At 73.6% G+C, this 22800-nt stretch carries 19 protein-coding genes; 14 read left to right on the top strand and 5 right to left on the bottom strand.

Going from position 1 to position 22800, the window contains the following annotated elements:
* Positions 1 to 661: 661 nt before the first annotated feature.
* On the bottom strand, positions 662 to 979 hold the full coding sequence (locus LCD33_RS12905) for a hypothetical protein (protein WP_224958213.1): 318 nt from the start codon (positions 977 to 979) through the stop codon (positions 662 to 664).
* Positions 980 to 1143: 164 nt separating this feature from the next.
* On the opposite strand from LCD33_RS12905, the gene LCD33_RS12900 reads away from it, so the two are divergent.
* The 5 genes from LCD33_RS12900 to LCD33_RS12880 all read left to right on the top strand — a co-directional run bounded on the left by LCD33_RS12900 (position 1144) and on the right by LCD33_RS12880 (position 7021).
* The gene (locus tag LCD33_RS12900) at positions 1144 to 2346 is read left to right on the top strand and encodes a helix-turn-helix domain-containing protein (RefSeq protein WP_224977893.1); all 1203 of its coding nucleotides are present in this window, start codon (positions 1144 to 1146) and stop codon (positions 2344 to 2346) included.
* 98 nt (positions 2347 to 2444) lie between these two features.
* Complete coding sequence (locus tag LCD33_RS12895; protein ID WP_224958217.1) at positions 2445 to 3176, top strand: SDR family oxidoreductase; 732 nt, start codon at positions 2445 to 2447, stop codon at positions 3174 to 3176.
* Positions 3177 to 3328: 152 nt separating this feature from the next.
* Complete coding sequence (locus LCD33_RS12890; protein WP_224967229.1) at positions 3329 to 4339, top strand: LacI family DNA-binding transcriptional regulator; 1011 nt, start codon at positions 3329 to 3331, stop codon at positions 4337 to 4339.
* Positions 4340 to 4686: 347 nt separating this feature from the next.
* Positions 4687 to 6033 carry an MFS transporter gene (locus LCD33_RS12885; protein ID WP_224958221.1) on the top strand — a complete coding sequence of 449 codons (1347 nt, stop codon included), beginning with the start codon at positions 4687 to 4689 and terminating at the stop codon, positions 6031 to 6033.
* Between the two features lie 187 nt (positions 6034 to 6220).
* Positions 6221 to 7021 carry an SGNH/GDSL hydrolase family protein gene (locus LCD33_RS12880; protein WP_224958223.1) on the top strand — a complete coding sequence of 267 codons (801 nt, stop codon included), beginning with the start codon at positions 6221 to 6223 and terminating at the stop codon, positions 7019 to 7021.
* A gap of 187 nt (positions 7022 to 7208) precedes the next feature.
* Here LCD33_RS12880 and LCD33_RS12875 read toward each other — a convergent pair whose 3' ends face one another.
* The 3 genes from LCD33_RS12875 to LCD33_RS12865 all read right to left on the bottom strand — a co-directional run bounded on the left by LCD33_RS12875 (position 7209) and on the right by LCD33_RS12865 (position 11378).
* A complete protein-coding gene (locus LCD33_RS12875; protein WP_224958225.1) occupies positions 7209 to 9050 on the bottom strand; it encodes an alkaline phosphatase D family protein in 1842 nt (613 codons plus the stop codon).
* A 147-nt stretch (positions 9051 to 9197) separates the two neighbouring features.
* Complete coding sequence (locus LCD33_RS12870; RefSeq protein WP_224958228.1) at positions 9198 to 10598, bottom strand: sugar porter family MFS transporter; 1401 nt, start codon at positions 10596 to 10598, stop codon at positions 9198 to 9200.
* A 597-nt stretch (positions 10599 to 11195) separates the two neighbouring features.
* A complete protein-coding gene (locus LCD33_RS12865; RefSeq protein WP_224958229.1) occupies positions 11196 to 11378 on the bottom strand; it encodes a PspC domain-containing protein in 183 nt (60 codons plus the stop codon).
* Between the two features lie 81 nt (positions 11379 to 11459).
* Between LCD33_RS12865 and LCD33_RS12860 the strand changes: the two genes are divergently transcribed.
* From LCD33_RS12860 to LCD33_RS12835, 6 genes are all read left to right on the top strand, one after another.
* The gene (locus tag LCD33_RS12860; RefSeq protein WP_224977892.1) at positions 11460 to 12953 is read left to right on the top strand and encodes a hypothetical protein; all 1494 of its coding nucleotides are present in this window, start codon (positions 11460 to 11462) and stop codon (positions 12951 to 12953) included.
* A 214-nt stretch (positions 12954 to 13167) separates the two neighbouring features.
* Positions 13168 to 14172: a lysylphosphatidylglycerol synthase transmembrane domain-containing protein gene (locus LCD33_RS12855; RefSeq protein ID WP_224977891.1), complete on the top strand. Its 1005-nt coding sequence runs from the start codon at positions 13168 to 13170 to the stop codon at positions 14170 to 14172.
* Between the two features lie 118 nt (positions 14173 to 14290).
* Positions 14291 to 15421 carry a DnaJ domain-containing protein gene (locus tag LCD33_RS12850; protein ID WP_224958232.1) on the top strand — a complete coding sequence of 377 codons (1131 nt, stop codon included), beginning with the start codon at positions 14291 to 14293 and terminating at the stop codon, positions 15419 to 15421.
* Positions 15422 to 15557: 136 nt separating this feature from the next.
* A complete protein-coding gene (locus LCD33_RS12845) occupies positions 15558 to 16502 on the top strand; it encodes an acyl-CoA desaturase (protein WP_224958233.1) in 945 nt (314 codons plus the stop codon).
* A gap of 296 nt (positions 16503 to 16798) precedes the next feature.
* Positions 16799 to 17359, top strand: coding sequence for an NADPH-dependent FMN reductase (gene ssuE / locus LCD33_RS12840; protein WP_224958234.1), 561 nt, complete (start codon positions 16799 to 16801; stop codon positions 17357 to 17359).
* Positions 17360 to 17435: 76 nt separating this feature from the next.
* Positions 17436 to 19073 carry an ABC-F family ATP-binding cassette domain-containing protein gene (locus LCD33_RS12835; protein WP_224958235.1) on the top strand — a complete coding sequence of 546 codons (1638 nt, stop codon included), beginning with the start codon at positions 17436 to 17438 and terminating at the stop codon, positions 19071 to 19073.
* Between the two features lie 236 nt (positions 19074 to 19309).
* Here LCD33_RS12835 and LCD33_RS12830 read toward each other — a convergent pair whose 3' ends face one another.
* On the bottom strand, positions 19310 to 19921 hold the full coding sequence (locus LCD33_RS12830; RefSeq protein WP_224958236.1) for a TetR/AcrR family transcriptional regulator: 612 nt from the start codon (positions 19919 to 19921) through the stop codon (positions 19310 to 19312).
* A 193-nt stretch (positions 19922 to 20114) separates the two neighbouring features.
* On the opposite strand from LCD33_RS12830, the gene LCD33_RS12825 reads away from it, so the two are divergent.
* The 3 genes from LCD33_RS12825 to LCD33_RS12815 are packed head-to-tail and all read left to right on the top strand — an operon-like array spanning position 20115 to position 22680.
* The gene (locus LCD33_RS12825; protein WP_224958237.1) at positions 20115 to 20714 is read left to right on the top strand and encodes an NADPH-dependent F420 reductase; all 600 of its coding nucleotides are present in this window, start codon (positions 20115 to 20117) and stop codon (positions 20712 to 20714) included.
* A 10-nt stretch (positions 20715 to 20724) separates the two neighbouring features.
* Complete coding sequence (locus tag LCD33_RS12820) at positions 20725 to 21714, top strand: alcohol dehydrogenase catalytic domain-containing protein (protein WP_224967953.1); 990 nt, start codon at positions 20725 to 20727, stop codon at positions 21712 to 21714.
* A 60-nt stretch (positions 21715 to 21774) separates the two neighbouring features.
* Complete coding sequence (locus tag LCD33_RS12815) at positions 21775 to 22680, top strand: SDR family oxidoreductase (protein WP_224967952.1); 906 nt, start codon at positions 21775 to 21777, stop codon at positions 22678 to 22680.
* Positions 22681 to 22800: the final 120 nt, after the last annotated feature.

The raw sequence follows: 22800 nt of genomic DNA, 5'->3' as shown, positions 1-22800 counted from the left end.
GACCGGCTCGCGGCGGGCTTCGGCCGAAAGGCGGGCCGGATTCCGCCGAAACGCGGCATCGGCGTGAGCACGCCTCGCCGGCCTGGGCGCTCCGAGGTCACGCGCGGGGGTCGCACGGGCACGCGGAGCAGCCGGGCCTACTTCGGCGCCCCGCGCGAGGTGGCCTGAGCGCGGGGGCGCCGGACGTCGATCTGGTCGTCGACGGGAGGGCGGAGACGCGGGCCGCGCAGCGCACCGACGGCCAGTTGCGGCTCAGCGGTCTCGGTGGCCACTACGCGGCGGTCCGCCGGTGGGGGACCGCTGGAAGCACCCGGACCCGGTCGTCCGCATCGGTGCGGGGAAGTGCGGGAGGGACGACGCCGTGGGGTCGGTGCGCTGTCCGGAACCGGGGCCCCGGACGAGATCCCCGTCCACATCGGAACGGGAACGGCGAACTCCCCGCGGTCGCTGGGGATTCCGCTCGGAGCGCGGGACGGGACCGACGAACGCGGACTGGACGTCGACTCCGCCGATCCGCAGGACGGGGCGCTGGTGGTGACGTCGTTCGGCCGCGGAGCGGGCGATCCGGACGACGGCCCCGGCCTGCTCGTCACCGATCGCTTCCGCTGCAACGGGAACACCTTCGACCGAGGAGGACGAGATGTCGAACCCGGGTGGTGGATCAGCCTTCGAGGCCGCGCTGTTCGTCGTCTTCGCGGGCGCGGCGGGCGGCGATGCGGATGCAGCGCATGCACGGCATCCCGGTGGACTCCTCGACGAGCGACGGGTCGAGCGGCATGCCGCACAACGTGATCAGCACATCGCGCGGGGTCCAGGTCGCGGCGTGCACGACGCGGGCCCGTTCGCCGACGATTCCCGCGCGGTAGCGGACGTTGAGCACCGCGGGCTCCTCGGGCGGTGGCGGGAGGGGGACGGCGTCGATCACCTCGGGAAGCGGCGCCGTGCCGGGCTCGGAGTGGCAGTCGTGGAAAGCAGGCATGGTTCTCACCTGACTAGCTAGCGGTGGGTGAGCGCTTGTCCTGTCAAGTTACGACCGCGCCGCGTGGCGGAGTGACAGCCATGTGACAGTGCGACAACAAGCTGCTCGCACCAACGTGTGTCACCTAGTCTGGTGGTTCCATGGCCCTACGTGGAAGGAGCCCCGTGCCACGGCCTGAACAGGGATCGGCCCTCGGCGAACGCGTCGCGATGGCTCGAAAAGTCGCGGGACTCAACCAACAGGCCCTGGCGCAGCGCGCCAATTACAGCATCAGCATGCTCCGAGCGGTCGAACAGGGACGGGAACCCGGCTCGCCCGCGTTCGTCGCGGCCGTCGCCCGCGCGCTCGGCATCGAAGCCGAAGAGCTCTACGGGCAGCCGTACCGCGAAACCCTCGACGACGACGGCGGAATCCCGCCCGGCCTCACCGAACTCCGCACCCTGTTCGCCGAGGGCCGCTACGCCGCCGCGCTCGAACCCGGTGCCACCGAGGAGATCGAGGCCGACCTCGCCAAGGTGCGCGACCTGCGGCACTCCGACCGCGCCCGGCAAGCCATCGAACTGACGCCGGTGCTGCTCCGCCGGATGGCGGGCGCGATCCGCCAGGCGAGCACCGACTCCGCGCGCGAACGGGGGTACCGCTACCTCGCCCAGGCCTACGGCAACACCGCGCAACTGGTCTACCGCTTCGGCTGGATACCGCTCGCCACCCAGGCCGTCGACCGGATGGAGATGGCCGCCGAGCGCAGCGACGATCCGCTGCTCGCCGCGCACGCCGTGCAGCACCGCGCGCTCATCCTGATGTCCTGCGCGTCCTACGACACCGGCACCCGGCTGGTGCAGCACTCGCTGGACCTGCTGGAGTCCAGACCGGACAGCGAAGAGGTGCTGGCGCTGCGCGGTTCGGCGCACCTGCGCGGCGCGATGATCGACGCGCGCGCGTGCGAACTGGACCGGGCTCGCGAGCACATCGCCGAAGCCAGGGCGATCGGCGCCCGGCTCGGCCGCTCCTCCGCCGCCTACGACACGAACTTCGGGCCCGGCAACGTCGAGATCCACGACGTCGCCGTCTCCCTCGAAGGCGGAGACCCCGGCCGCGCCGCCCGGGACGGTTCCGAACTGCGGTTGCCCGACGACATGCGGGCCAACCGCGTCGGCCACCACTGGCAGGACGTCGCCCGCGCCTGGGTGCTCGCCGGCGACCACGCCAACGCGCTGCGCGCCCTGAACAACGCGCGCCGCGTCGCCCCACAGCAGACCCGCTACCACCCGCAGGTGCGGGAGACCGCGCGCGCCATCGCGATGGCCGAACGCCGCAAGTCCGACAGCATCGCCCACTTCACCAACTGGCTCGGCCTCAAGGTCTGACCGCGCGATTCCTAGGTGTGCCGCGGCCTGGGTCGGTGGCGTCCGAGCGCGCAGAGTCGTCCTCGACGGCCCGCAGGGGGCCGGGTTCGGGAGGACCAGTGGCGAACGGCAAGACCATCTTGATCACGGGCGCGAGCAGCGGCATCGGCGAAGCGGCCGCCCGCGTGCTCGCCCGGCGCGGGCACCGGGTGTTCCTCGGGGCCCGCCGCACCGAACGGCTCGAAGCGCTCACCGCCGAGATCACCGCCGCCGGTGGCACCGCCGCGCACCGCAGGCTCGACGTCACCGACGCCGCCGACGTGCACGCCTTCACCGCCGCCGCCCGCGCCGAGTTCGGCCGGGTCGACGTCGTCGTCAACAACGCCGGTGTGATGCCGCTGTCCCCGATGGCGGCGCTCAAGGTGGACGAGTGGGACCGGATGATCGACGTCAACGTGCGCGGCGTGCTGCACGGCATCGCCGCCGCGCTGCCCATCATGCGCGAGCAGGGCGGCGGGCAGTTTGTGAACGTGGCCTCCGTCGGCGGCTTCGTGGTCAGCCCCACCGCCGCCGTGTACTGCGCCACCAAGTTCGCCGTGCGCGCGATCTCCGAAGGGCTGCGCCAGGAATCCGACGGCGGCATCCGGGTCAGCGTCGTCTCGCCCGGTGTCGTCGAATCCGAGCTCGCCGGGACCATCACCGACGAATCCGCGCGGGAGGTGATGCGCAGCTTCCGGTCCATCAGCATCCCGGCGTCCGCGGTCGCCGACTCCATCGCGTTCGCCGTCGAGCAACCGGCGGAGGTCGACGTCAGCGAGATCGTGGTGCGGCCCGCGGCCGGGGCGCTCTGACCGCACGGCCGTCCCCGCCGGGAGCGGGTGACTCCCGCCCCGGTGCGGCCGCCGGTCGCCGCGATCGCACCGCCCGCGCGCGGCGGCCGCCGGGGATCGGTGGCGATGAGGCCACTTCGGTGCGCGGCGGCCGCACCGGGCACCCTGGAGGCATGGTCAGCATCAAGGACGTTGCCGAACGCGCCGGAGTTTCGGTGGCCACCGTGTCCAACTCGCTCAACCGGCCGGACCGGGTCTCGGTCACCACCAGGGCCCGGGTGCTGTCGGTGATCGACGAACTCGGCTACGTCCGCAGCGAATCCGCCCGGCAGCTCCGCGCCGGGCACAGCCGCATCCTCGCGCTGCTGGTGCTGGACATGGGGAATCCGTTCTTCGTCGACGTGGCGCGCGGCGTGGAGGCCGCCGCCCGCGATGAGGGGCTCGGCGTGATGCTGTGCAACTCCGGGCAGGACCCGGAAGCCGAAGCGTTGTACCTGTCGCTGTTCGCCGAGCAGCGGGTCCGCGGCGTGCTCGTCACCCCGTCCGACGTCAGCGGCGCCAACCTCGATTCGCTGCGGCGGCAGGGGATTCCGTCGGTGCTGGTGGACCGCAAGGTCGACAGCGGGCAGGCGTGCTCGGTCGCGGTGGACGACGTGGCGGGCGGAGCGCTCGCCGTGCGCCACCTGCTGGAGCGCGGGCACCGCAGCATCGGCTTCGTCACCGGGCCCGGTTCGCTGACCCAGTGCCTCGACCGGCGCACCGGCGCGCGCACCGCGCTGCACGAGCACGGGCTCGACGACGACGCGCTCAGCGTGCTGGAGGTGCCCGCGCTGGACGTGGCCTCCGGCCGGGACGCGGGCGCCCGGCTGCTCGGCCTGCCGACCCGGCCGAGCGCGGTGTTCTGCGCCAACGACCTGCTCGCCCTCGGCCTGCTGCAAGCCCTGTTCGCCGCCGGGGTGCGGGTGCCGGAGGACATCGCGCTGGTCGGCTACGACGACATCGAGTTCGCCGCCGCGGCCGCCGTACCGCTGACCTCGGTGCGCCAGCCCGCGTTCCGCATCGGGCGCAAAGCGGCCGAACTGGTGCTCGCCGAATCCGACCCGGGCGCCGAGCACGCCCACCAGCAGGTGATCTACGAACCCGAACTCGTGGTGCGCAGGTCCAGCCTCCCCGAAGCCCGCTGAGCCGCCCTGCTCCTGTCGGGGTGGCGCGACCTCAGCGGTGCTGCCCGCCTTCCCGGGGCGGCCGCGATCGCCGATGCACCGGTCCGTGCACGGCGGATCTCGCGGGGGAACCGCTGAGCACCCGCGGGTGGTCCGGCCGCTCAGCGGCTGTGCCGCTGACGAGGAACCGGCACGACCGGCCGGCGGGTTCCTGGACGGGCCGGGCGGGTGCTTCGTCCGGATCGGACGTCGCGGGTGCGCGGAACCGCACGGACGGAGGTTCCCCGCCGCCCGGCCGGTTCGGTAGACCGTGCGGCACCGGTGCCCGCCCGGCGGGGCGCGGGCACCGGCGGCGGACGGGGAGTGCCATGGAGACCACCGGGGCGGGACTCGATCCGGACGCGGCGGAACCGACTCGCAGGCAGTGGAAGTGGGCGGTGCTCGCGTCCATGGCGTCCTACATCGACGCCGGGTCCATCGTGGCCGCCGCGGCCGGGCTCCCGCTGTGGGAAGCGTTCCTCGGGCTCGACTCCACCACCGTCGGACTGCTCACCGCGTTCAGCTCCAACGCGATCTCCGCGGCCGTCGGCGCGCTCATCGGCGGCAGGCTCGGCGACCGGTTCGGCCGCAAGCGGATCTACGCGTGGGACCTGCTCGTGTTCGCCTTCGGCGTGCTGTGGATCGTGTGCGCCGTCAACCTGCCGATGCTGTTCCTCGGCTACGTCCTCGTCGGGCTCGCCGTCGGCGCCGACCTGCCGACCTCGCTGGCGCTGGTCGCCGAGTTCGCCCCCGGCCGGTCCCGCGGCAGGCTGATCGGGCTGACCCAGGTGGCGTGGTGCCTCGGGCCGCTGGTCACGTTGCTGCTGGCGTTCGCGCTCGCCCCGCTCGGGGTGCTGGGCGTGCGGATCGTGTTCGCGCACCTGGCCGTCGTCGCCCTCGTCACCTGGTACCTGCGCCGCGGCATGGTCGAATCGGCGCGCTGGACGCGGGCCCGGCGCGCGGCCCGCGACGGCGGGAACCCGCTCGCCGCCGGGCGGCTGCGGGACCTGATCACCGGGCGGAACCTGCGGGCGCTGCTGTTCACCGGCGGGCTCTACGCGCTGTGGAACACCGTCGCGGGGACCAACGGCGCGTTCCTGCCGTACCTGCTGGTCCACGCCGGTGGTGTGGACCGGGCGACCAGCGTGGCCATCCAGGCGTTCAACTCGCTGGTGACGCTGCTCGCCGTGGTGCTGGTGTTCATGCCGCTGGCCGACGGCGCCCGGCGGAGACCGCTGTTCGCGATCGGCGCCGTGCTGCAGATCGCCGCGTTCGGCTGCTTCGCGGTGCTGCCGATCGGAGTCGGGGTGGCGGTCGCGAACGTGGCGCTGTTCGGCGTCGGCGCCGTGCTCGCCGGGGAATCGTTCTACAAGCTCTGGTCGCAGGAGATGTTCCCGACGATGCTGCGCGCCACCGCGCAGGGCGTCACGTTCGCGTTCGCCCGCATCGTCCTCGGGGTCTGGAGCTTCGTGGTCCCCGCCATGATCGAATCCGATTTCGGGGTGCCGGGAATGGCCGTGATCATGATGGTCCTGCTGGTGCTGTTCGCCGTCATCGGGCTGGTCGGCATGCCGGATTCCGCGGGCAGATCGCTCGATTCGCTGGAGCAGGTTCCGCCTGATTCGGGCACCGCCGGAAGAGTCGATCGCGATCCGGGTTTCGGCGGCGCTGAGTAGTCGAAATTCCGGTGATTGCTCCTGATCGGGGAAGCGTCCGCCAATATCGGGTGAGATCCGAATGATTCGGCCGGAATTCGCGTGGCGTCAATTCGCCAACGCGGCGCATGTGGTCCATTCGGGACGTTCAATCGATCTCGGCCGGGACATTCGCGTTCTGGGGTCGAGGACTTCGTTCGGAGGATCCATGCGTCACATTCGGGGAGTCGCGCGTGCCGTCGCAGCGACCGTCGTCATCGGAACGTCTCTCACCGCCGGGACGGCGCACGCCGCGCAAGCGGACGAGAACTACGCGGCGCTCGGCGACTCGTTCGCCTCCGGCACCGGGACCAGGGACTACTTCGAGGACAGCGGGGACTGCCTGCGCAGCCCCAAGGCCTACCCGCAGCTGTGGGCCGACGCGCACGGCGCGGCCACCTTCAGCTTCGACGCCTGCTCCGGAGCGACCACCGACGACCTCAACGCCGACCAGCTCGGCTCGCTGAGCGCCGACACCACCCTGGTCACGGTGCAGATCGGCGGCAACGACATCGGGTTCGCCGACGTGATCCAAGGCTGCCTGCTCGGCACCGACGAGAACTGCGACTCCGCCGTCGGCGACGGGGAGGCCGCCACCCGCGACGAACTGCCCGCCAAGCTCGACGCCACCTACGAGGGCATCCGCGCCGCCGCGCCCAACGCCGAGATCGTGGTCGTCGGCTACCCGCGCATCAACTCGACCGGCGACTGCGGCATCCCCGGGTTCACCGAGACCAAGCGCGAGCGCATCAACAAGGGCGCCGACGTGCTCGCCGAGGTCATCTCCGAACGGGCCGAAGCCGCCGGGTTCACCTACGCCGACCCGCGCAGCGCCTTCGACGGCCACGGCGTCTGCGGCGACCCGGAGTGGATCAACGGGCCGAGCACGCCGTTGCAGGAATCCTTCCACCCCAACGTGACCGGGCACGCGGAGGGTTATCTGCCGGTCGTCGAATCCGCGATCGGCTGAGTTTCGCTCCGGCGGTCTAGCGCGGAACCTCGGCTCCGCCGCGGGACCTCTCCGTCGGCTCCGCGGCGGGGGAGAGCGCTTCCCCCACGAGGAGACCGCGGAGGACCCGCGGCGGTCCGCTGCCCGGGTGGGCCGCCGCTCGCCGGTTCCCGGCGGGCCCGCCACCCGGAGCGGATCCGGGGTGCGGTCAGGACAGGCGGGAGCGGTGGATCGTGGTGAGGCCGCCGTCCTCGTCGGCGCGCTGCAACGCCACCACCGCGTGCTCGCCGTCGGCGTCGAGCACGCCGACCGCGTTGCCGAAGTACGGTCCCGCCGTCTTCCGCCAGGTCAGCGGCAGCGGCGGCACTCCGAGCCGCCTGCCCAACGCGCGGAACAGCGCGGCCAACGGCCGCGCCCACGCCATCCGCAGCGGTGCCACCAGGTGCGGGGGAGCGGCGTTGTGCAGCGGGGAGCACGTCACCTGCACGACCCGGGACCGGGTCGCCGGGGCGTACGCCGCTTCGGCGACGTAGCTGTGGTGCACGTCCCCGGACAGCACGGACACCGAGGCGGAGCCGGGCCGGTCCGCGGCGGCCCGCAGCAGCTCGGCGAGCCGGTCGAAGGACTCGCCGAACGCGGCCCAGTGCTCCAGGTCGCCCGCCTGCCGCGCCCGTTCGGCGAGCTTCGGCCACCGGCCGCGATCGGTGCACGCGGCCTCGTTCCACGCCTGCAGGTGGTGCACCGCGTGCGGGAGCAGCCAGGGCAACGAGGAGGCGATCACGACGTGTTCCGATGGCTCCGCGGCCCGCCCGGAGGCGTTCGCCCCGCCGCCGCGCCGGGACTCGTCGGCCGGGCCGGGTCCGTCCCGCCGGGTGTCGAGGCCGTGCGTCGATCCCGCACCGCTCGCCGTCGCGGCACCGCCCCCGATCGCCGCCGGGCCGCCGCTCCCGGTGGCGCGGGCGTGCTCCGGTCGCGAGCCGTGCGCCGGATCGAGCCGCAACTGGGTGCGCAGCCAGTCGAAGTCGACGTCCGAGAGCATCGCCCGGCTGCCGCCCTCCAGGATCCGGCCCGCCCGGGTGTCCAGCACGATCAGCCGCAGCGCGCCCAGGTCTCGCCGGTAGCTCCACCGCACGTCCTTGTACCGGCCGCGCGGACCGCCGACCTCGTCCGCGGTGCCCGGGGTGCGCAGCTCGGTGTCGGCGGCCGCGGCGAACTCGCGCAGCACCGGTAGCGCGTCCCCGGCGCGACCCGCGGCGAGCACCGCCCGGTAGGTGGGGTCCGCGTCCAGGTCGTCCGGGGAGAGGTTGCCGATGTGCTGGTACACCCAGTAGCCGACGAGGGCGCCGAGCAGGCGTTCCCGCCACCAGGGCTGCGCGGCCATCGCGGTGCGCCACTCCAGCGAGGTGTTCCAGTCGTCCCGGACGTCGTGATCGTCGAAGATCATCATGCTGGGCACGGTGGACAGCAGCCAGCGCACCAGCGGATCGCCCCAGGCGTGCCGGTACAGGACCGCGTACTCCTGGAAGTCGACGATCTCCTCGCCGGGCGGCTCGGTGAGGTCGCGGTGCGCCGCGATCTCCCGCTGCACCTGCGGTGCGGTCTGGTCGGCGTACACCTGGTCGCCGAGGAACAGCATCGCGTGCGGCCAGTCCCGCTCCGGGGTGTCCATCAGCCTGCGGGCGCAGGACTCCAGCGCGTCCGGCCCCAGTGCTCGGCGGCGGCCCGCGTCCTCGGTCGGGCCGAACCGGCAGGAGCCGAACAGCAGCCGCGCCTTGGCGGCGGGCGGCACCGTGCGGATCCTGCTCGGCGGATGGGTGTCGCCCGCGGCGGGCCACAGCACGGCACCGCCCACCCGCACGTCGTAGGGGGTCGAGGTGCCCGGCCGCAGCCCGCGCACCGCGACCAGCGCGTAGTGGTGCCCGCCGACCTGGAACGTCGCGGCCGTGGTGCCGAGCACCTCGACCGTGCAGGCCTCGTCCAGTTCCAGCCACACCGTCGCCGAGGTGTCATCGGTGTAGCGGAGGATCGGCCCCAGCACCACATTCGTCACGCGCCCTGCATACCGCACGGGGCGGCCCGGTGAAAGCGGTCGTGCGCCGGGAGTTCCGCGCTGATCGCCGAACGACGTGCCCGCGGCCGCGAACCACGCCACCGGGCCGTCCGGCCGGGCTCGCGGCGGTGCGCCGGCACCGCCCGATCAGCCGCGGGCCCCCGCCGCGGTCGCCGGGCGCCGCAGGTCCGTTTCGAGCTCCTCCAGGCTGCGCCCCCTGGTCTCCGGGACCAGCCGCACGCTGAACACCAGCGCGCCGACGTTGAGCGCGGCGAACACCCAGAACGTGGCGCTGCCCCCGATCGCCGCCACCATCGGCGGGAACACCAGCGCCACCGCGAAGTTCGTCAGCCACAGCACCAGGACCGCCACGCCCATCGCGAAGCCGCGGATCCGCAGCGGGAACAGCTCGGTGATCATCAGCCAGGTCACCGTGCTCACGCTGCTCTGCTGGAAGGCCATGTACACCACCATGATCGCCAAGATCGCGTAGCCCGCGCGGTTGCCGCCGGCCGGGAGCAGGAACGCCAGGCCCAGCAGCACCAGGCAGCTCGTCACCCCGGCCTGCCCGGTGATCAGCAGCGGTCGCCGACCGACCCGGTCCATCAGCAGCAGCCCGACCACCGCCGCCAGCACCGAGATCACGCCGATCGAGATGGTCGCCGCGATGGAGGCGACCTCGCCCAGCCCGGTCCGGGCCAGCAGCATCGGCGCGAAGTAGACGATCGTGTTGACGCCGGTGATCTGCTGCAGCACCGCCAGCCCGATGCCGATGAAGAACACCCGGCGCAGCCACTTCGAGCGCAGCTCGCGCCAGCCCCGGCCGGTCGCCCGCTGCTCGTGGGCGGCGGTGATCTGCGCGAGCTCCCGCTCGGCCTCCTCGGGCGACCGGCCGCGGTGCAGCACGGCGCGGGCCTGCTCCAGCCGCTGCTGGCCCGCGTACCACCGCGGGCTGTCCGGCAGGAACAGCATGCCCACGCCCAGCAGCACCGCGGGGATGGTCGCGAGCCCGAGCATCCAGCGCCACGCCCCGGCTTCCGCCAGCAGCGCGTTCACCACGTACGCCAGCAGCTGCCCGGTCACGATCATCAGGCCGTTGAACGTGACCAGCCTGCCCCGCACGCGCGCCGGAGCCATCTCGGAGATGTACAGCGGCACCACCACCGAGGCCGCACCGACCGCCAGCCCCAGCACCACGCGGGAGAGCACCAGCACCGGCACGTCCGGGGTCAGCGCCGAACCGAGCGTGCCCACCACGAACACCACGGCCGACCCGATCAGCATCGGCCGCCGACCGGCCCGGTCCGCGATCCGGCCGCCGGCCAGCGCGCCCGCGGCGGCGCCCAGCAGCAGCGCGCTGGTCACCAGGCCTTCCAGGAACGGCGTCAGACCGAAGTGCGGGGTCATGAACAGCAGCGCCCCGGAGATCACCCCGGTGTCGTAGCCGAACAGCGCGCCGCCGAGCGCCGAGACGGCCGCCACCAGCAGGACGAACCGCTTCGCCCTGCGCGTCCCGGCGAGTTCCGCCTGCTCGTCGTCCGGAACCATCGCTCTCCGTCCTCACCGTCGGGCCGAGTGCTCGGCGGCCTTCCTCCCCACGAACACCGAGGATCCGCGGGCTCTCGTGCTCGCCCTCGCGAACACGGTCATGGTGCCGTTGAAGCCTTGGTCGCGGAGCGCGGCCCGCCGATCGTGCTGCCGACGTCCCGGTGCCGGTGCGCCCGGGATGGGTTGACGGGGCGGCCCGGGCCGGCGGCCCGGCACGGCACGGTGCGGGCTCCCGCACGCGCGGCGAGGTCGGCACCGCCCCGCCGACCCGGTGCGAGCGCCGGAGCGGCCCGGGAGGATCCCGCGGAGCACCCGATTTCCGCGGAACGTCCGGTTCCGGTGCGGTGAAGTGCCGCGAGTCCTGGGCTTTCGTCACCCGTAGCGGTTACCGTGGACGGCAGCACGGTGCGCCGGCGATGAGCTGGCCGTGCCGGTCCCAGGGCGCCACCTAGGCCGAGCACGGCTGTTCCGGATGGCCACAAGGGAGGGGCGGTTCGCCGCCTCGGCCATCCGCGTGGAAAGGCCCGCTGACTCCAGAGTCAGCGGGTTTTTCGCGTTCCGGGCCAGGTCACCGGTGGTGCCCGGACCGCGGGTTGCTCATTGCTTGGGCATCACGACCCACAGCGCCACGTAGATCAAGAACTGTGGTCCGGGCAGGATGCAGGAGACCACGAACAGCAGCCGGACCAGACCGACGTTCCAGCCGAAGCGCTGCGCGATCCCCGCGCACACCCCGGCGATGAGAGCCCCGTTCCGGGGACGTTGCAGAGCGGTCGTCATACCGGTGGGGTTCCCCGTCGGGCCCGGCACCACGCCTCGGGTTCGGGTGCGCGTCGGCGGGACGCGTGCTGGGCTGGGCTGATGGCCGGTGAGCAGGTGTCCGAGGAGCTGCTGCAGGAGCTCTACCAGGGGGATCCGGCGGAGTTCGTGGCTGTTCGCAACGAGCGGGTGCGGGCCGCCCGGGAGGCCGGTGACGAGGAGCTCGCTCGGTCGATCGGTGGGTTGCGCAAGCCGACGACCGCGGCGTGGGCGGTGAACCGGGTGGCCGCCGAGCACCCGCGTCGCGTCGCGGAACTGGTCGAGCTGGGCGACGAGTTGCGCGCGGCGCAACGCGAACTGCGGGGGGAGGAGATCCGGCGCCTGGGCCGGCGGCGCGCGGACCTCGTCGCGGACCTGACGGCGCGCTCGGCGCAGGTGGTGGAGCGCGGCGGCAAGCAGCTGGCGGAACAGGCCCGCAGGCAGGTGGAGAGCACGTTCGCGGCGGCCGTCGCCGAACCGGAGTCGGCGCGCCGGGTCCGGGCGGGCACGCTCAGCGGCGCACTGGAGCACAGCGGGTTCGGCTTGGACGAGCTGTCCGTGGCGGCGATGCGCAGCACCACGGCACGGCACCGAGGCGGAACCGGTCCGCGACGCGGCGGTGCGCAGCGCGCCGCCGACCGCCAGGGGACCGCGGGTGCCCCGCGCCGGACCGAGGGGCGGTCCGGTTCGGGAGGAGCGCGGGACGCGGCGGCGGATCGGCCGGACGCCCGCACCGCGGACCGCGCGGCCGGTGATCAGGACCGGACGACGGGCACCCGGAAGAGGCGGGGCGGCGCGGCGCAGGACCGCCCGGCGGAGGAACCCGCGCCGAAGCGCGGCGGCCGGACGGGGCGCCGGGCGAAGGGCGTTCCGGCGGAGGAGACCACCCCGGAGCGCGGCGCGGCGGAGGGCGGCACGAAGCGGCCGGCCTCGAAGCGCGCACCATCGCGGGGCGGATCGGCCGAGGCCGTCCCCGCGGATTCCGCGGCGGAGGCCGGCCGCGACGACGTCGACGCTGCCCCCGAGGAACGCGCCGCGCCACGCCACCGCGGACGCCGTACGGGACCGAGCCGGACTCCGCGGGTCGAGCACCGCGCCCGGGGCGGCTCCGCGAACCGGCCGTCCTCCGGCGCGGACACCGGCACCACGGCGGATCGGGAGGAAGCCGGTGGTACCGGTTCGGAACGTGCCTCGCGCCCGCAGCGGCGGGCGTCCGACCGGGCGACTTCGACGCGGAGCACGGCGGACCCGGCCGACCCGACGCGGCAGGCCGGGCAGGACCAGCGCCGGTCCGAGGACGACAAGCGCCGGTCCGGGGACGAGCAGCGCCGGTCCGGGGAGGACCAGCGCCGGTCCGAGGACGAGCAGCGCTGGGCCGAGGACGACCTCCGCCGGGCCGAGCAGGACCGGGACCGGCTGGAACGCCGCCGGGACGAGCTCCGCGCCGAGCTGGAGGAGCTGACGGACCGCCTGCGCGACACCAAGCGGCGGGTGACCCGCGCTCGGCGGAAGCGGGACGCGACACGCCGACGCGGCGCCGCGCACCGAGATCGCTGAACAGGGGCAGTGGTTTCACCGGGACGGTGGGGGAACCGCGCGATGCCCGACACGTTTCGTGATCGTTCCGGGCGCCTCGCCCGGGCATCGCGACGCCCCTCGTCCCGAGCTCCGCGCCCATCGCGTCGCGGGCACCTCGGTGCCGGGTTGAGGTGGACGCCGCGCACGTTCCGGTCGTTCGGCACCCGACCGGCGCTGCTGACACCCTGACCCGGTGCCTTCCCGTCGGCTCCGGGTCGCGGCGGCGCTGCTGGTGGTGGCGGCGGTCGCCGCGCTGGTGTGGGCGAACCGCCACGAGCTGCCCGCGGCCGGCCGGGCGTTGCGGGACGCGGACCCGCGGTGGCTGGCGGTCGGTGCGGGAGTGCTGCTGGTGTGGATCGCGAACTGGGTACTGCTGCACGTGGCGGCGCGGCGCGTCACGGGGGCGGGCGGCTACCACGAGTTCGCGGGGCTGCTGCCGGTGACGGTGGCGTCGATCGCGCTGAACCTGGCGGTGAAGTCGGGGAACGTGGCGGGTGTGGCGGCGTTCTCGTTGCACGCCCGCGGGCGCGGGACGGGCGACCAGGGGCGCGTCACGGGTGCCTACCTGGCGGCCGCGCAGACCGCCGAGGTGGGTTTCGTGGTGACGCTGGCGGCGGGCCTGGCGGTGGTGTGCTGGGACGGCAGGCTGGAGCGCGCGGAGGTCGTCGCCACCGTGCTGTTCTCCGCCGGGCTGCTGGCCAGGGTGGTGGCGCTGGTGGCGGCGGTGCGCAGCCGGGAGGTGCTGCGCCGGGTGTGGGCGTGGCCGGGGCGGTTGCTGGACCGGGTGCTGCGCCGCGAGCCCCGGGCGCGGGACACCGAGGCCGCGGACGACTTCTACGCGGCGGTGGCGGCGATCCGCGCCCGGCCGTGGACGGCGCTGCCCGCGGTGTGCTTCGCGGTGCTGATCGACGTGCTGGGCGCGGCGGTGCTGTGGGCGTCGATGGTGGCGGTGGGCGCCGGGGACCGGCCGCTGGTGGCGCTGGTCGCGTACGCGGTGTCGACGTTGTTCGGGATCGTCGGCGTGCTGCCGGGCGGGGTGGGGTTCGTGGAGGTCGGCGCGGCCGCGGCGCTGGCGTCGTACGGGATCCCGGTGGGCGTGTCGGCGGCGGCGGTGCTGGTGTTCCGGGTGTTCGTGTTCTGGTTGCCGTTGGCGCTGGGCGGGGTGCTGGCGTGGCGGCTGCGGTCGTCACCCGGTTAGCCGAACCGGTCGCGCAACGCGGCCCGGAGGGGCCGACTGGCTGATCTTGAACGGGCCCGTGCACTTATCATGTCCGCGCGGTCGTGGCCGGCCGATCGCTTACGGTGGACGGAGTTTCGTGCGCGGGGTCGACTACTACGAGCTGCTGGGCGTGGAGCGCTCGGCGTCCAGCGCCGAGATCAAATCCGCGTACCGGACGTTGGCGCGGACCATGCACCCGGACGTCGGCGGCACCGCGGGCACCTTCCGGTTGTTGCAGCAGGCGTACGAGACGCTCAACGACCCGGTGCGCCGCGCCGACTACGACGGCGGTGGTGACGGCGAGGAGGAGCAGCAGGAGCCGCGGCCGGGACCCAAGCGCACGCCGTCCCGGCGCTGGGTGTACCGGCCGGGGCAGCGCCGCGACTTCGGCGACGACCCGGACTTCGCCCCGGCCGCCCCGGACCTCAGTCCCGCGGACATCCCGTGGTGGGACGAGGTGGACCCGGCGGAGCGGGTGGTGTACCTGCCGGTCACCGCGCCGGACCGGACGGCGGCGCTGGCGATGGCGGGCGGCTGGGTGCTGCTGGCGGCGGCCGGCCTGCTGGTGGGGCTGAGCGGGGTGTTGCTGGGCGTGTGGCTGGCGCTGCTGGTCTCGGCTGGGGTGGTGGTGCTGGTGCTGCTGCGCCGCCTGCTGGAGGCGCACCGCACGGACCGGTTGTTCGAGGCGGAGAACCGGGGCCGGGTGTTCGGCGGCACCGCCGAGGAGGAGGTCGCCGCGGACGCGGTGGTCAAGCAGCGGTCCGCGGAGTTGCTGGCCGACCACCTCACGCGGCTGCCGGGGGCGCGGATCTTCCACGGCGTGGCCTGGCCGGGTTCGGTGTTCGCGGACGTCGACCACGCGGTGCTCTGCGGCAGGCGGCTGGTGCTGGTCGAGTCGAAGCGGTGGCTGCCCGGCCACTACGAGGTGGACGAGGACGGCGAGGTGTGGCGCAACGGCCACGTGTTCCGCGGCGGCACCACCCGGCTCGGCGAGGGCGTCGCGGCGTTCGAGGCGCTGCTGCCGGAGGTCGAGGTGCGCGGCGTGCTGCTGCTGTACCCGAACCGGGCCGGCGAGGTGAGCGTCGGCGAGTCGGACGCGGAGGCGCCGGTGGAGCCGCTGACCCCGGAGGGCTTCGTCCGCGAGATCGGGGAGTGGCTGGCGGCGGAACCGGCCGCGGTGGACCGGGACGCGTTCGCGATGGTCCTCGCCCAGGTGGTGACGCGCTGAACCCCACCGCCCCGGATTCGCCCTGATCAGGCGAAGTTCATCGCGGCGTGGGGTGCGGTTCGTTGCCGGGCGGCGCGGGTACCTGGAACGTGGAGCGCACGGTCCCAGCTCCCGCCAGATTCGAGGTTCTCGCGCGATGGTCACCACCGAATCCACCGCCCACCAGGAACGGGCTCCGCTGCTGGCCGGGCGCCGGGGTTGGGCGCCGCAGCTGTCGGTGTACGTGTTCATCCTGCTGCCGTTCCTGGCGCTGCTGGCCGCGGTGCCGCTGGCGTGGGGCTGGGGGCTGAGCTGGTGGGACGTGGGGTTGGCGGCCGGCTTCTACGTGTTCACGATCCTCGGGGTGACGGTGGGCTTCCACCGGTACTTCACGCACGGCGCGTTCCGGGCGAAGCGCTGGCTGCGGGTCGCGCTGGCGGTGGCGGGCAGCATGTCGGTGCAGGGCCCGGTGATGCACTGGGTGGCGGACCACCGCAGGCACCACGCGTTCTCGGACCGGGAGGGCGATCCGCATTCGCCGTGGGCGTTCGGCACGTCGCCGTGGGCGTTGGCGCGCGGGTTCTGGCACGCGCACATGGGGTGGCTCTTCGAGCGGGATCTGACGAACCGGGAGCGGTTCGCGCCGGACTTGATGGCCGACCGGGACATCGTGCTGGTGCACCGGTTGTTCGGGCCGCTGACGCTGCTGACGTTGCTGCTGCCCGCGGTGCTGGGCGGCGCGGTGACGGGCACCTGGTGGGGGGCGTGGACGGCGTTCTTCTGGGCTGGGCTGGTGCGGGTGGCGTTCCTGCACCACGTGACGTGGTCGGTGAACTCGATCTGCCACCTGATCGGGGAGCGACCGTTCAAGAGCCGGGACAAGGCGGCGAACTTCTGGCCGCTGGCGCTGCTGAGCATGGGTGAGTCGTGGCACAACCTGCACCACGCGGATCCGACGTGCGCGCGGCACGGCGTGCAGCGCGGGCAGATCGACGTCTCGGCCCGGGTGATCTGGTTGTTCGAGCGGTTCGGCTGGGCGTCGCACGTGAAGTGGCCGACGCCGCGGCGGCTGGCCCGGCTGAGCCGGGGCGCGGCGGACTGATCGACTGCCCGGCCGGAGGGCGTGCCGGGCGGCGGCATTCCCGGTTCCGCGAGTTGGGATTCCCGTCCCGGCTGGTTGACACCCCGTTCGAGCCGGTGTTGCGATGGTTCCGTGCTCCCGGCCCTGTTCACCAAGCGACGCCACGTGGATCTGCTGCGTGTCGCGGCGCAGGGGTGTCGTTCCCGCAGCTGAGCCGGTCGTGGCGCCCCACCGCGGATGACTGATCACTCCACTGTGGACTGCCCCGGCTCGATTCCCACCTCGAATCACCGGTCACTTCCGTGAGGAGAACGCGCGTGTCCACCGTCCTGGTCATTTCCGGCAGCCCCTCGAAGACCTCCAAGACCGAACGCGTCGCCGAGCACCTGGCCCGCAGGCTCACCGCGTCGGGACGCCGCGCCGAGCACCTGCGGCTGCGCACCCTGCCCGCCGAGGCGCTGCTGAGCGCGGACACCGCCCACCCGGAGATCGCGGAAGCGGTGGCGAAGGTCGGCCGCGTCGACGGCATCGTGCTCGCGACGCCGACGTACAAGGCCGCCTACTCCGGGCTGCTCAAGGTGTTCCTGGACCTGCTGCCGCAGTTCGGGTTCACCGGCAAGGCGGTGCTGCCGCTGGCCACCGGCGGCAGCCTGGCGCACGTGCTGGCGCTGGACTACGGGCTGCGCCCGGTGGTGAGCTCGCTGGGCGCGCGGCACGTGGTGCAGAGCTTCTTCCTCATCGACAAGCACCTGACCGTCACCGGCGACGACCTGGCGATCCACGAGGACAGCTCCGGCCCGCTGGCCGACGTCCTGGAGCAGTTCGAGAAGGCGCTCGACGGCGTCCCCCACGGCACCGTCCTCGGCCGGACCGCGTAGTCCCGCCCGGCGGTGGGGCCCTGCGCGGGGCGAGGGCGCGGACCCCCGATGAGCGGGGATTAGGATCGCAGTCCTTATGAGCGCCACACTCGTCGCGAAGGGGCTCGCCGCAGGTCACGGCGAGCGCGTCCTGTTCTCCGGCCTGGATCTGGTCGTCGCCCCTGGCGACGTGGTGGGCCTGGTCGGGGTGAACGGCGCGGGCAAGTCGACGCTGCTGCGGATGCTGGCCGGACTGGCGCCCGCGACGGACGGCTCGGTGCGGCTGAGCCCGCCGACGGCGACGATCGGCTACCTGCCGCAGGAACCGGACCGGAACCCCGGCGAGTCGGTGCAGGCGTTCCTGGCGCGGCGCACCGGGGTGGCGGCCGCGCAGCGCGAGCTGGACGCGGCGACGGAGGCGCTCACCGAGGGCGCGGCGGGTTCGGACGACGCCTACAGCACCGCGCTGGACCGCTGGCTGGCGCTGGGCGGCGCCGACCTCGCCGAGCGCGCCGAGGACGTGGTCACCGAGATCGGCTTGGACGCGGCGCTGGAACAGCCGATGACGAGCCTGTCCGGCGGCCAGGCGGCCCGCGCGGGCATGGCGTCGCTGTTGCTGAGCCGCTACGACGTGTTCCTGCTCGACGAGCCGACGAACGACCTGGACCTGGGCGGCCTGGAACGGCTGGAGCGCTTCGTCGCCGAGCTGCGCGCGGGAACGGTGCTGGTCAGCCACGACCGCGAGTTCCTGGCGCGCACCGTCACCCGGGTTGTGGAGCTGGACCTGGCGCAGCAGCAGGTGCGCTCGTTCGGCGGCGGTTACGCGGCCTACCTGGAGGAGCGCGAGGTCGCGCGCAGGCACGCCCGCGAGCAGTACGACGAGTACGCCGACACCCGCGCCGCGCTGGAGTCCCGGGCCCGCTCGCAGCGCTCGTGGATGGAGAAGGGCGTGAAGAACGCCCGCCGCAAGGCCTCCGACAACGACAAGGTGGGCCGCAAGTTCCGCAGCGAGGCCACCGAGAAGCAGGCGGCGAAGGCGCGGCAGACCGAGCGCCTGATCGAACGCCTCGACGTGGTGGAGGAACCCCGCAAGGAGTGGGAGCTGCGGATGAGCATCGCCGCCGCGCCCCGCTCCGGCTCGGTGGTGGCGACCCTGCACGGCGCGGTGCTGCGCCGCGGCCCGTGGTCGCTGGGGCCGGTGGACCTGCAGGTCGACTGGGCGGACCGGGTGGCGATCACCGGCGCGAACGGCGCCGGGAAGTCCACGTTGCTGGCCGCGCTGCTGGGCCGGGTGGCGCCGGACGAGGGCCGTGCCGCGCTGGGCTCCGGCGTGGTGGTCGGCGAGGTGGACCAGGCGCGCGGGCTGTTCTTCGGCGGCGAGGCGCTGCTGGACGCGTTCGCCGCGCAGGTGCCGGACTGGCCGACGGCCGAGGTGCGCACGCTGCTGGCGAAGTTCGGGCTGGTCGCCGCGCACGTGCTGCGTCCGGCGGACACCCTCTCGCCGGGGGAGCGGACGCGGGCGGCGCTGGCGCTGCTGCAGGCGCGCGGGGTGAACCTGCTGGTGCTGGACGAGCCGACGAACCACCTGGACCTGCCCGCGATCGAGCAGCTGGAGTCGGCGCTGGCGTCGTACACCGGCACCCTGCTGCTGGTCACGCACGACCGCCGGATGCTGGACGCGGTGCACGTGACGCGGCGGTTGCAGGTTGACGATGGTCGAGTCGTGGAGCTCTGAGGCGGCGGAACCTCACTGCCAGTCGTTCCACTTCTGCCGTGTAGCACGGGTGTGGCGGAACCTCAGCTGCTTCCTCGCTGCGGGATCGTTTTCACCGGTGGCTCCGCCACAGGAGAAAACGCTGTCCTCGCGAGGAAGCCGCTGAGAACCCGCGGGTGGTCGGGCTGCGTGCGTGGTCGGCGGCTCAGCGGCTGCGCCGCTGACAGGAGAACGACGAGGTCCGCTGCAAGATCAGCTCAGTTCGCGGTGAGCCGGGATCGGTTGGCGGCGAGGACTTCTTCGGAGAGTTCGGGGTCGGCCGCGGCGACGGCGCGGGAGACGACCAGGGCGCCGACGAGCTGGCAGAACAGGGCGACCGCCTGCTCGCGGGATTCCGCCGGGTCCGGTTCGGTGCCGGCCTCGTGCGCGGATTCGCGGACCAGGTCGGTGATGGTGTCGAAGTAGCCCGCGAGTCCTCGCTGGTACTGGGCTTGGGCCGCGGCGCCGTGGCGTCCGGCGTCGGCGGCCAGCGCGGCCGAGGCGCAGCCCGTTTCCGGGTGGTCGCGGTGGTCGGCGGTCAGGTACTGCTCGACCACGGCGTCCAGGGCGGCGCCGGCGGCACCGGGATGGGACTCGCGGATGGCGTCGAGCGCGGCCAGCGAGTCGGTGAAGCCGCGGGCGAAGACCTCCAGCGCGAGGTCCTCCTTCGAGGAGAAGTGGTTGTAGAACGCCCCGTGCGTCATCCCGGCGGCCTTCATCAGCTCGTCGATGCCGATCCCGTCGATGCCGCGCAGCCGGAAACCTTCGCCCGCCGCGCCGACGATCCGTTCGCGGTTGAGCTTCTTCTGCTCCTGCGTGATGCGTGGCACCTGGGCCTCCTCGGCGCGCGGGGCCCGTGTCGCGCGGCCCCGGTCGGCATGTCGCCCGGTCGATGATACCCGTCATCAAAACGAGCTCGACGTGCCTTGACAAGTATTGATGCGGATCGTCATCATTAATTTTGATGGCGATCGTCATCAAAAACTGGTGGGGCCGCACGCCCCACGCGCTCCGGGAGGACTCGTGCACTTCGGAACCATCGGAGCCGGCGCCATCGGGCAGGCCATCGCCGGTCACCTCGTCGCGGCAGGCCATCGCGTCGTCCTCAGCAACGGCCGCGGTCCGGCCTCGCTGCGCGGTGTCGTGGCACGGCTGGGCCCGTCGGCCACCGCGGGCACCGTCGCGGAAGCGGCCGCGGCCGACGTGGTGTTCCTCGCCGTGCGGTGGTCGGACATCCCCGCCGCACTGGCGGAACTGCCCGCGTGGAACGGCCGGATCCTGGTCGACACGACCAACCAGATGACCGGCGTGACGCCCGCTGACCTCGTCGACCTCGGTGCGGACACGGGCAGCGAGTTCGTCGCCCGGCACGCGCCGGGCGCGCGGGTGGTCAAGGCGTTCAACACGCTGTTCGCCGAGCACATCGCTCCCGACCCCCGGCACCCGGAAGGCCGTCGGCTGCTCTTCTACGCCGGGGACGACGCGGCCGCGAAGGCCGATTTCCACGCGGTCGCGGACGAGATCGGGTTCGCGCCGGTGGACATCGGGGCGCTGCGCGACGGCGGCCGGCTGATGCAGGTCGGCGGTCCGCTGTCCGCGCTGCACGCGCTCAAGCAGGGTTGAGGGGGAGCTGATGCAGGCACTCGCCTACCGGCAGGCCCATCCGCTGGACGCGTTCGCGATCGAGCCGGTCGAGGTCGCCGAACCGCGGCTGCGGGACGCGGACCTGCTCGTGGAGGTCCACGCCGTCGGGATCAACCCGGGTGAGGCGGCCGTCCGGCGGACCCGCAGCGCCGAAACCGGTGGACGGCTCGTCCTGGGCTGGGAATTCGCCGGGGTCGTGCGCGCCGTGGGACCGGCCACCGCGGGCTTCGCGGTCGGCGACCGCGTCCTGGGCACCGGGGACATGGCGCGCGACGGCGCCTGGGCGGAACGGGTCGCGGTGGACCACCGGGTGGTGGCGCTGATCCCGGACGAATTGCCCTTCGCCGACGCCGCGTCGCTGCCCATCGCCGGCCTCACGGCGTGGGAGGCGCTGTTCCGCGAGCACGACGACCTGGCAGCGGGAATCGACCGCGTGCTGGTCGTCGGCGGTGCCGGCGGGGTGGGCACGCTGGCGACGCGGCTGCTGAAGAGCAGGACGTCCGCGCTGGTCGCGACCACGGCCTCGCGCCCGGAATCGCGCGAATGGTGCACGGCGATGGGCGCGGACGTGGTCGTCGACCACACCGGGGACGTGCCCGCCCAGCTCCGCGCCGCCGGGATCGACCGCGTCGACCTGGTGCTGTCCACCGCGGGCACCGCGGGCAACCTCGGCTGGATCGCGGAGGTGCTGCGGCCGTTCGGCCACCTCTCCGCCGTCGACCTGACCGGCCCGCTCGACCCGATGCCGCTCGCGGCCAAGTCCCTGTCGCTGCACACCGAGATGGTGTTCAGCCGGATCACGGCCGGACTCGACGGGCAGGGCCGGATCCTCGCCGCGCTGGTGCAGGACGTCGTCGCGGGCCGGTTGCGCCCCATCGCCACCACGGTGCTGGACGGCCGCACCGCGGCGGCGATGCTGCGGGCCCACGAACTGGTCGAGAGCGCGCGGACGGTCGGCAAGACCGTGATCAGGTTCTGAGCTCGGCCCGCGCCGAACGATCACCACCGAACGATCACCACCAAACAGGAGACGGGAACGATGGGAAAGTTGATGGTGACCGGCGCGACCGGCCATCTCGGTCGGGCCGCCCTGCACCAGCTGCTGCGCAGCCAGCCCGCGGAACGGCTGGTCGGGCTCGCCCGCGACCCGTCCCGCGCCGCGGACCTGGCCGAGCGGGGCATCGAGGTGCGCCGCGGCGACTACTTCGACCACGGGTCGCTCGTCCGGGCCTTCGCCGGGGTGGAGCGGCTGCTGCTGGTCTCGGCCGTCGCGCTCAGCGACCGGAACGCGCAGCACTTCAACGCGATCGCCGCGGCGAAGCAGGCCGGGGTCGAGCACGTGGTCTTCACGGCCGTCCAGCGCGACGAAGGCTCGGACGTCCGGCAGCCCGGTGTCACGGACTCGGACGTCTTCGCCGAACAGGCGTTGCAGGCCTCGGGGTTGACCTGGACGGTCCTGCGGCAGCCGATCTTCCTCGACGTGCTGGGCACGAACCTGGGGGCCGACCCCTACCGGAACGGGGTGCGGGTGCCCGACGGCGCGGGCGCGGTGGCGCCGGCCCTGCGGCGCGACCTGGCGGCGGCGAGCGCGGCGGTGCTCACCGAGGACGGCCACGAGAACACGACCTACACGCTCAGCGGCAGCGAATCCGGCTCGTTCCGCGAGATCGCCGCCGCGCTGAGCGAGGTCCACGGCGCGCCCGTGCCGCACGTGCCCGTCGCGCCGGAGGACTACGTCGACGGCTTGATCGCCGAGCTGGGCGTGCCCCGCTCCCTCGCCGAGTTCATGGCGGAGTGGACCGCGGCGATCAACCGCGGTGAGTTCGGGGCGAGCACCGGTGATCTGGAGCGCCTCATCGGCTACCGTCCGACCGGTTACCGCGAGTTCTTCGCGCGGCACTACCCGCTGGTCGTCCCGGACGCCGAGCAGGCGGTCGTGGACTAGCGGCCGCGGGGGGGGGGGGGGGGGGGGGGGGCCGGCGCCCGGGGGGGCCCCCCCCCGGCGGGGGGGGGGGGGGTACGGGGGGCGGAACGGGGCGGCGGGGGGGGGGGTGGGGGTGGGGGG

Origin of the sequence: Saccharopolyspora sp. 7B, assembly GCF_020177435.1 — a bacterium.
Classification (GTDB): domain Bacteria; phylum Actinomycetota; class Actinomycetes; order Mycobacteriales; family Pseudonocardiaceae; genus Saccharopolyspora_C; species Saccharopolyspora_C gregorii.
The sequence above is the reverse complement of the archived record's forward strand: the minus strand, read 5'-3'. Positions and strand labels throughout refer to the sequence as shown.

What these genes read in the sequence shown, in the direction of transcription:
- LCD33_RS12905 (WP_224958213.1), bottom strand. Translation starts at nt 979, where the DNA reads ATGCCTGCTTTCCACGACTGCCACTCCGAGCCCGGCACGGCGCCGCTT.
- LCD33_RS12890 (WP_224967229.1), top strand. Translation starts at nt 3,329, where the DNA reads ATGGTCAGCATCAAGGACGTTGCCGAACGCGCCGGAGTTTCGGTGGCC.
- LCD33_RS12885 (WP_224958221.1), top strand. Translation starts at nt 4,687, where the DNA reads ATGGAGACCACCGGGGCGGGACTCGATCCGGACGCGGCGGAACCGACT.
- LCD33_RS12880 (WP_224958223.1), top strand. Translation starts at nt 6,221, where the DNA reads ATGCGTCACATTCGGGGAGTCGCGCGTGCCGTCGCAGCGACCGTCGTC.
- LCD33_RS12870 (WP_224958228.1), bottom strand. Translation starts at nt 10,598, where the DNA reads ATGGTTCCGGACGACGAGCAGGCGGAACTCGCCGGGACGCGCAGGGCG.
- LCD33_RS12865 (WP_224958229.1), bottom strand. Translation starts at nt 11,378, where the DNA reads ATGACGACCGCTCTGCAACGTCCCCGGAACGGGGCTCTCATCGCCGGG.
- LCD33_RS12860 (WP_224977892.1), top strand. Translation starts at nt 11,460, where the DNA reads ATGGCCGGTGAGCAGGTGTCCGAGGAGCTGCTGCAGGAGCTCTACCAG.
- LCD33_RS12845 (WP_224958233.1), top strand. Translation starts at nt 15,558, where the DNA reads ATGGTCACCACCGAATCCACCGCCCACCAGGAACGGGCTCCGCTGCTG.
- LCD33_RS12835 (WP_224958235.1), top strand. Translation starts at nt 17,436, where the DNA reads ATGAGCGCCACACTCGTCGCGAAGGGGCTCGCCGCAGGTCACGGCGAG.
- LCD33_RS12820 (WP_224967953.1), top strand. Translation starts at nt 20,725, where the DNA reads ATGCAGGCACTCGCCTACCGGCAGGCCCATCCGCTGGACGCGTTCGCG.
- LCD33_RS12815 (WP_224967952.1), top strand. Translation starts at nt 21,775, where the DNA reads ATGGGAAAGTTGATGGTGACCGGCGCGACCGGCCATCTCGGTCGGGCC.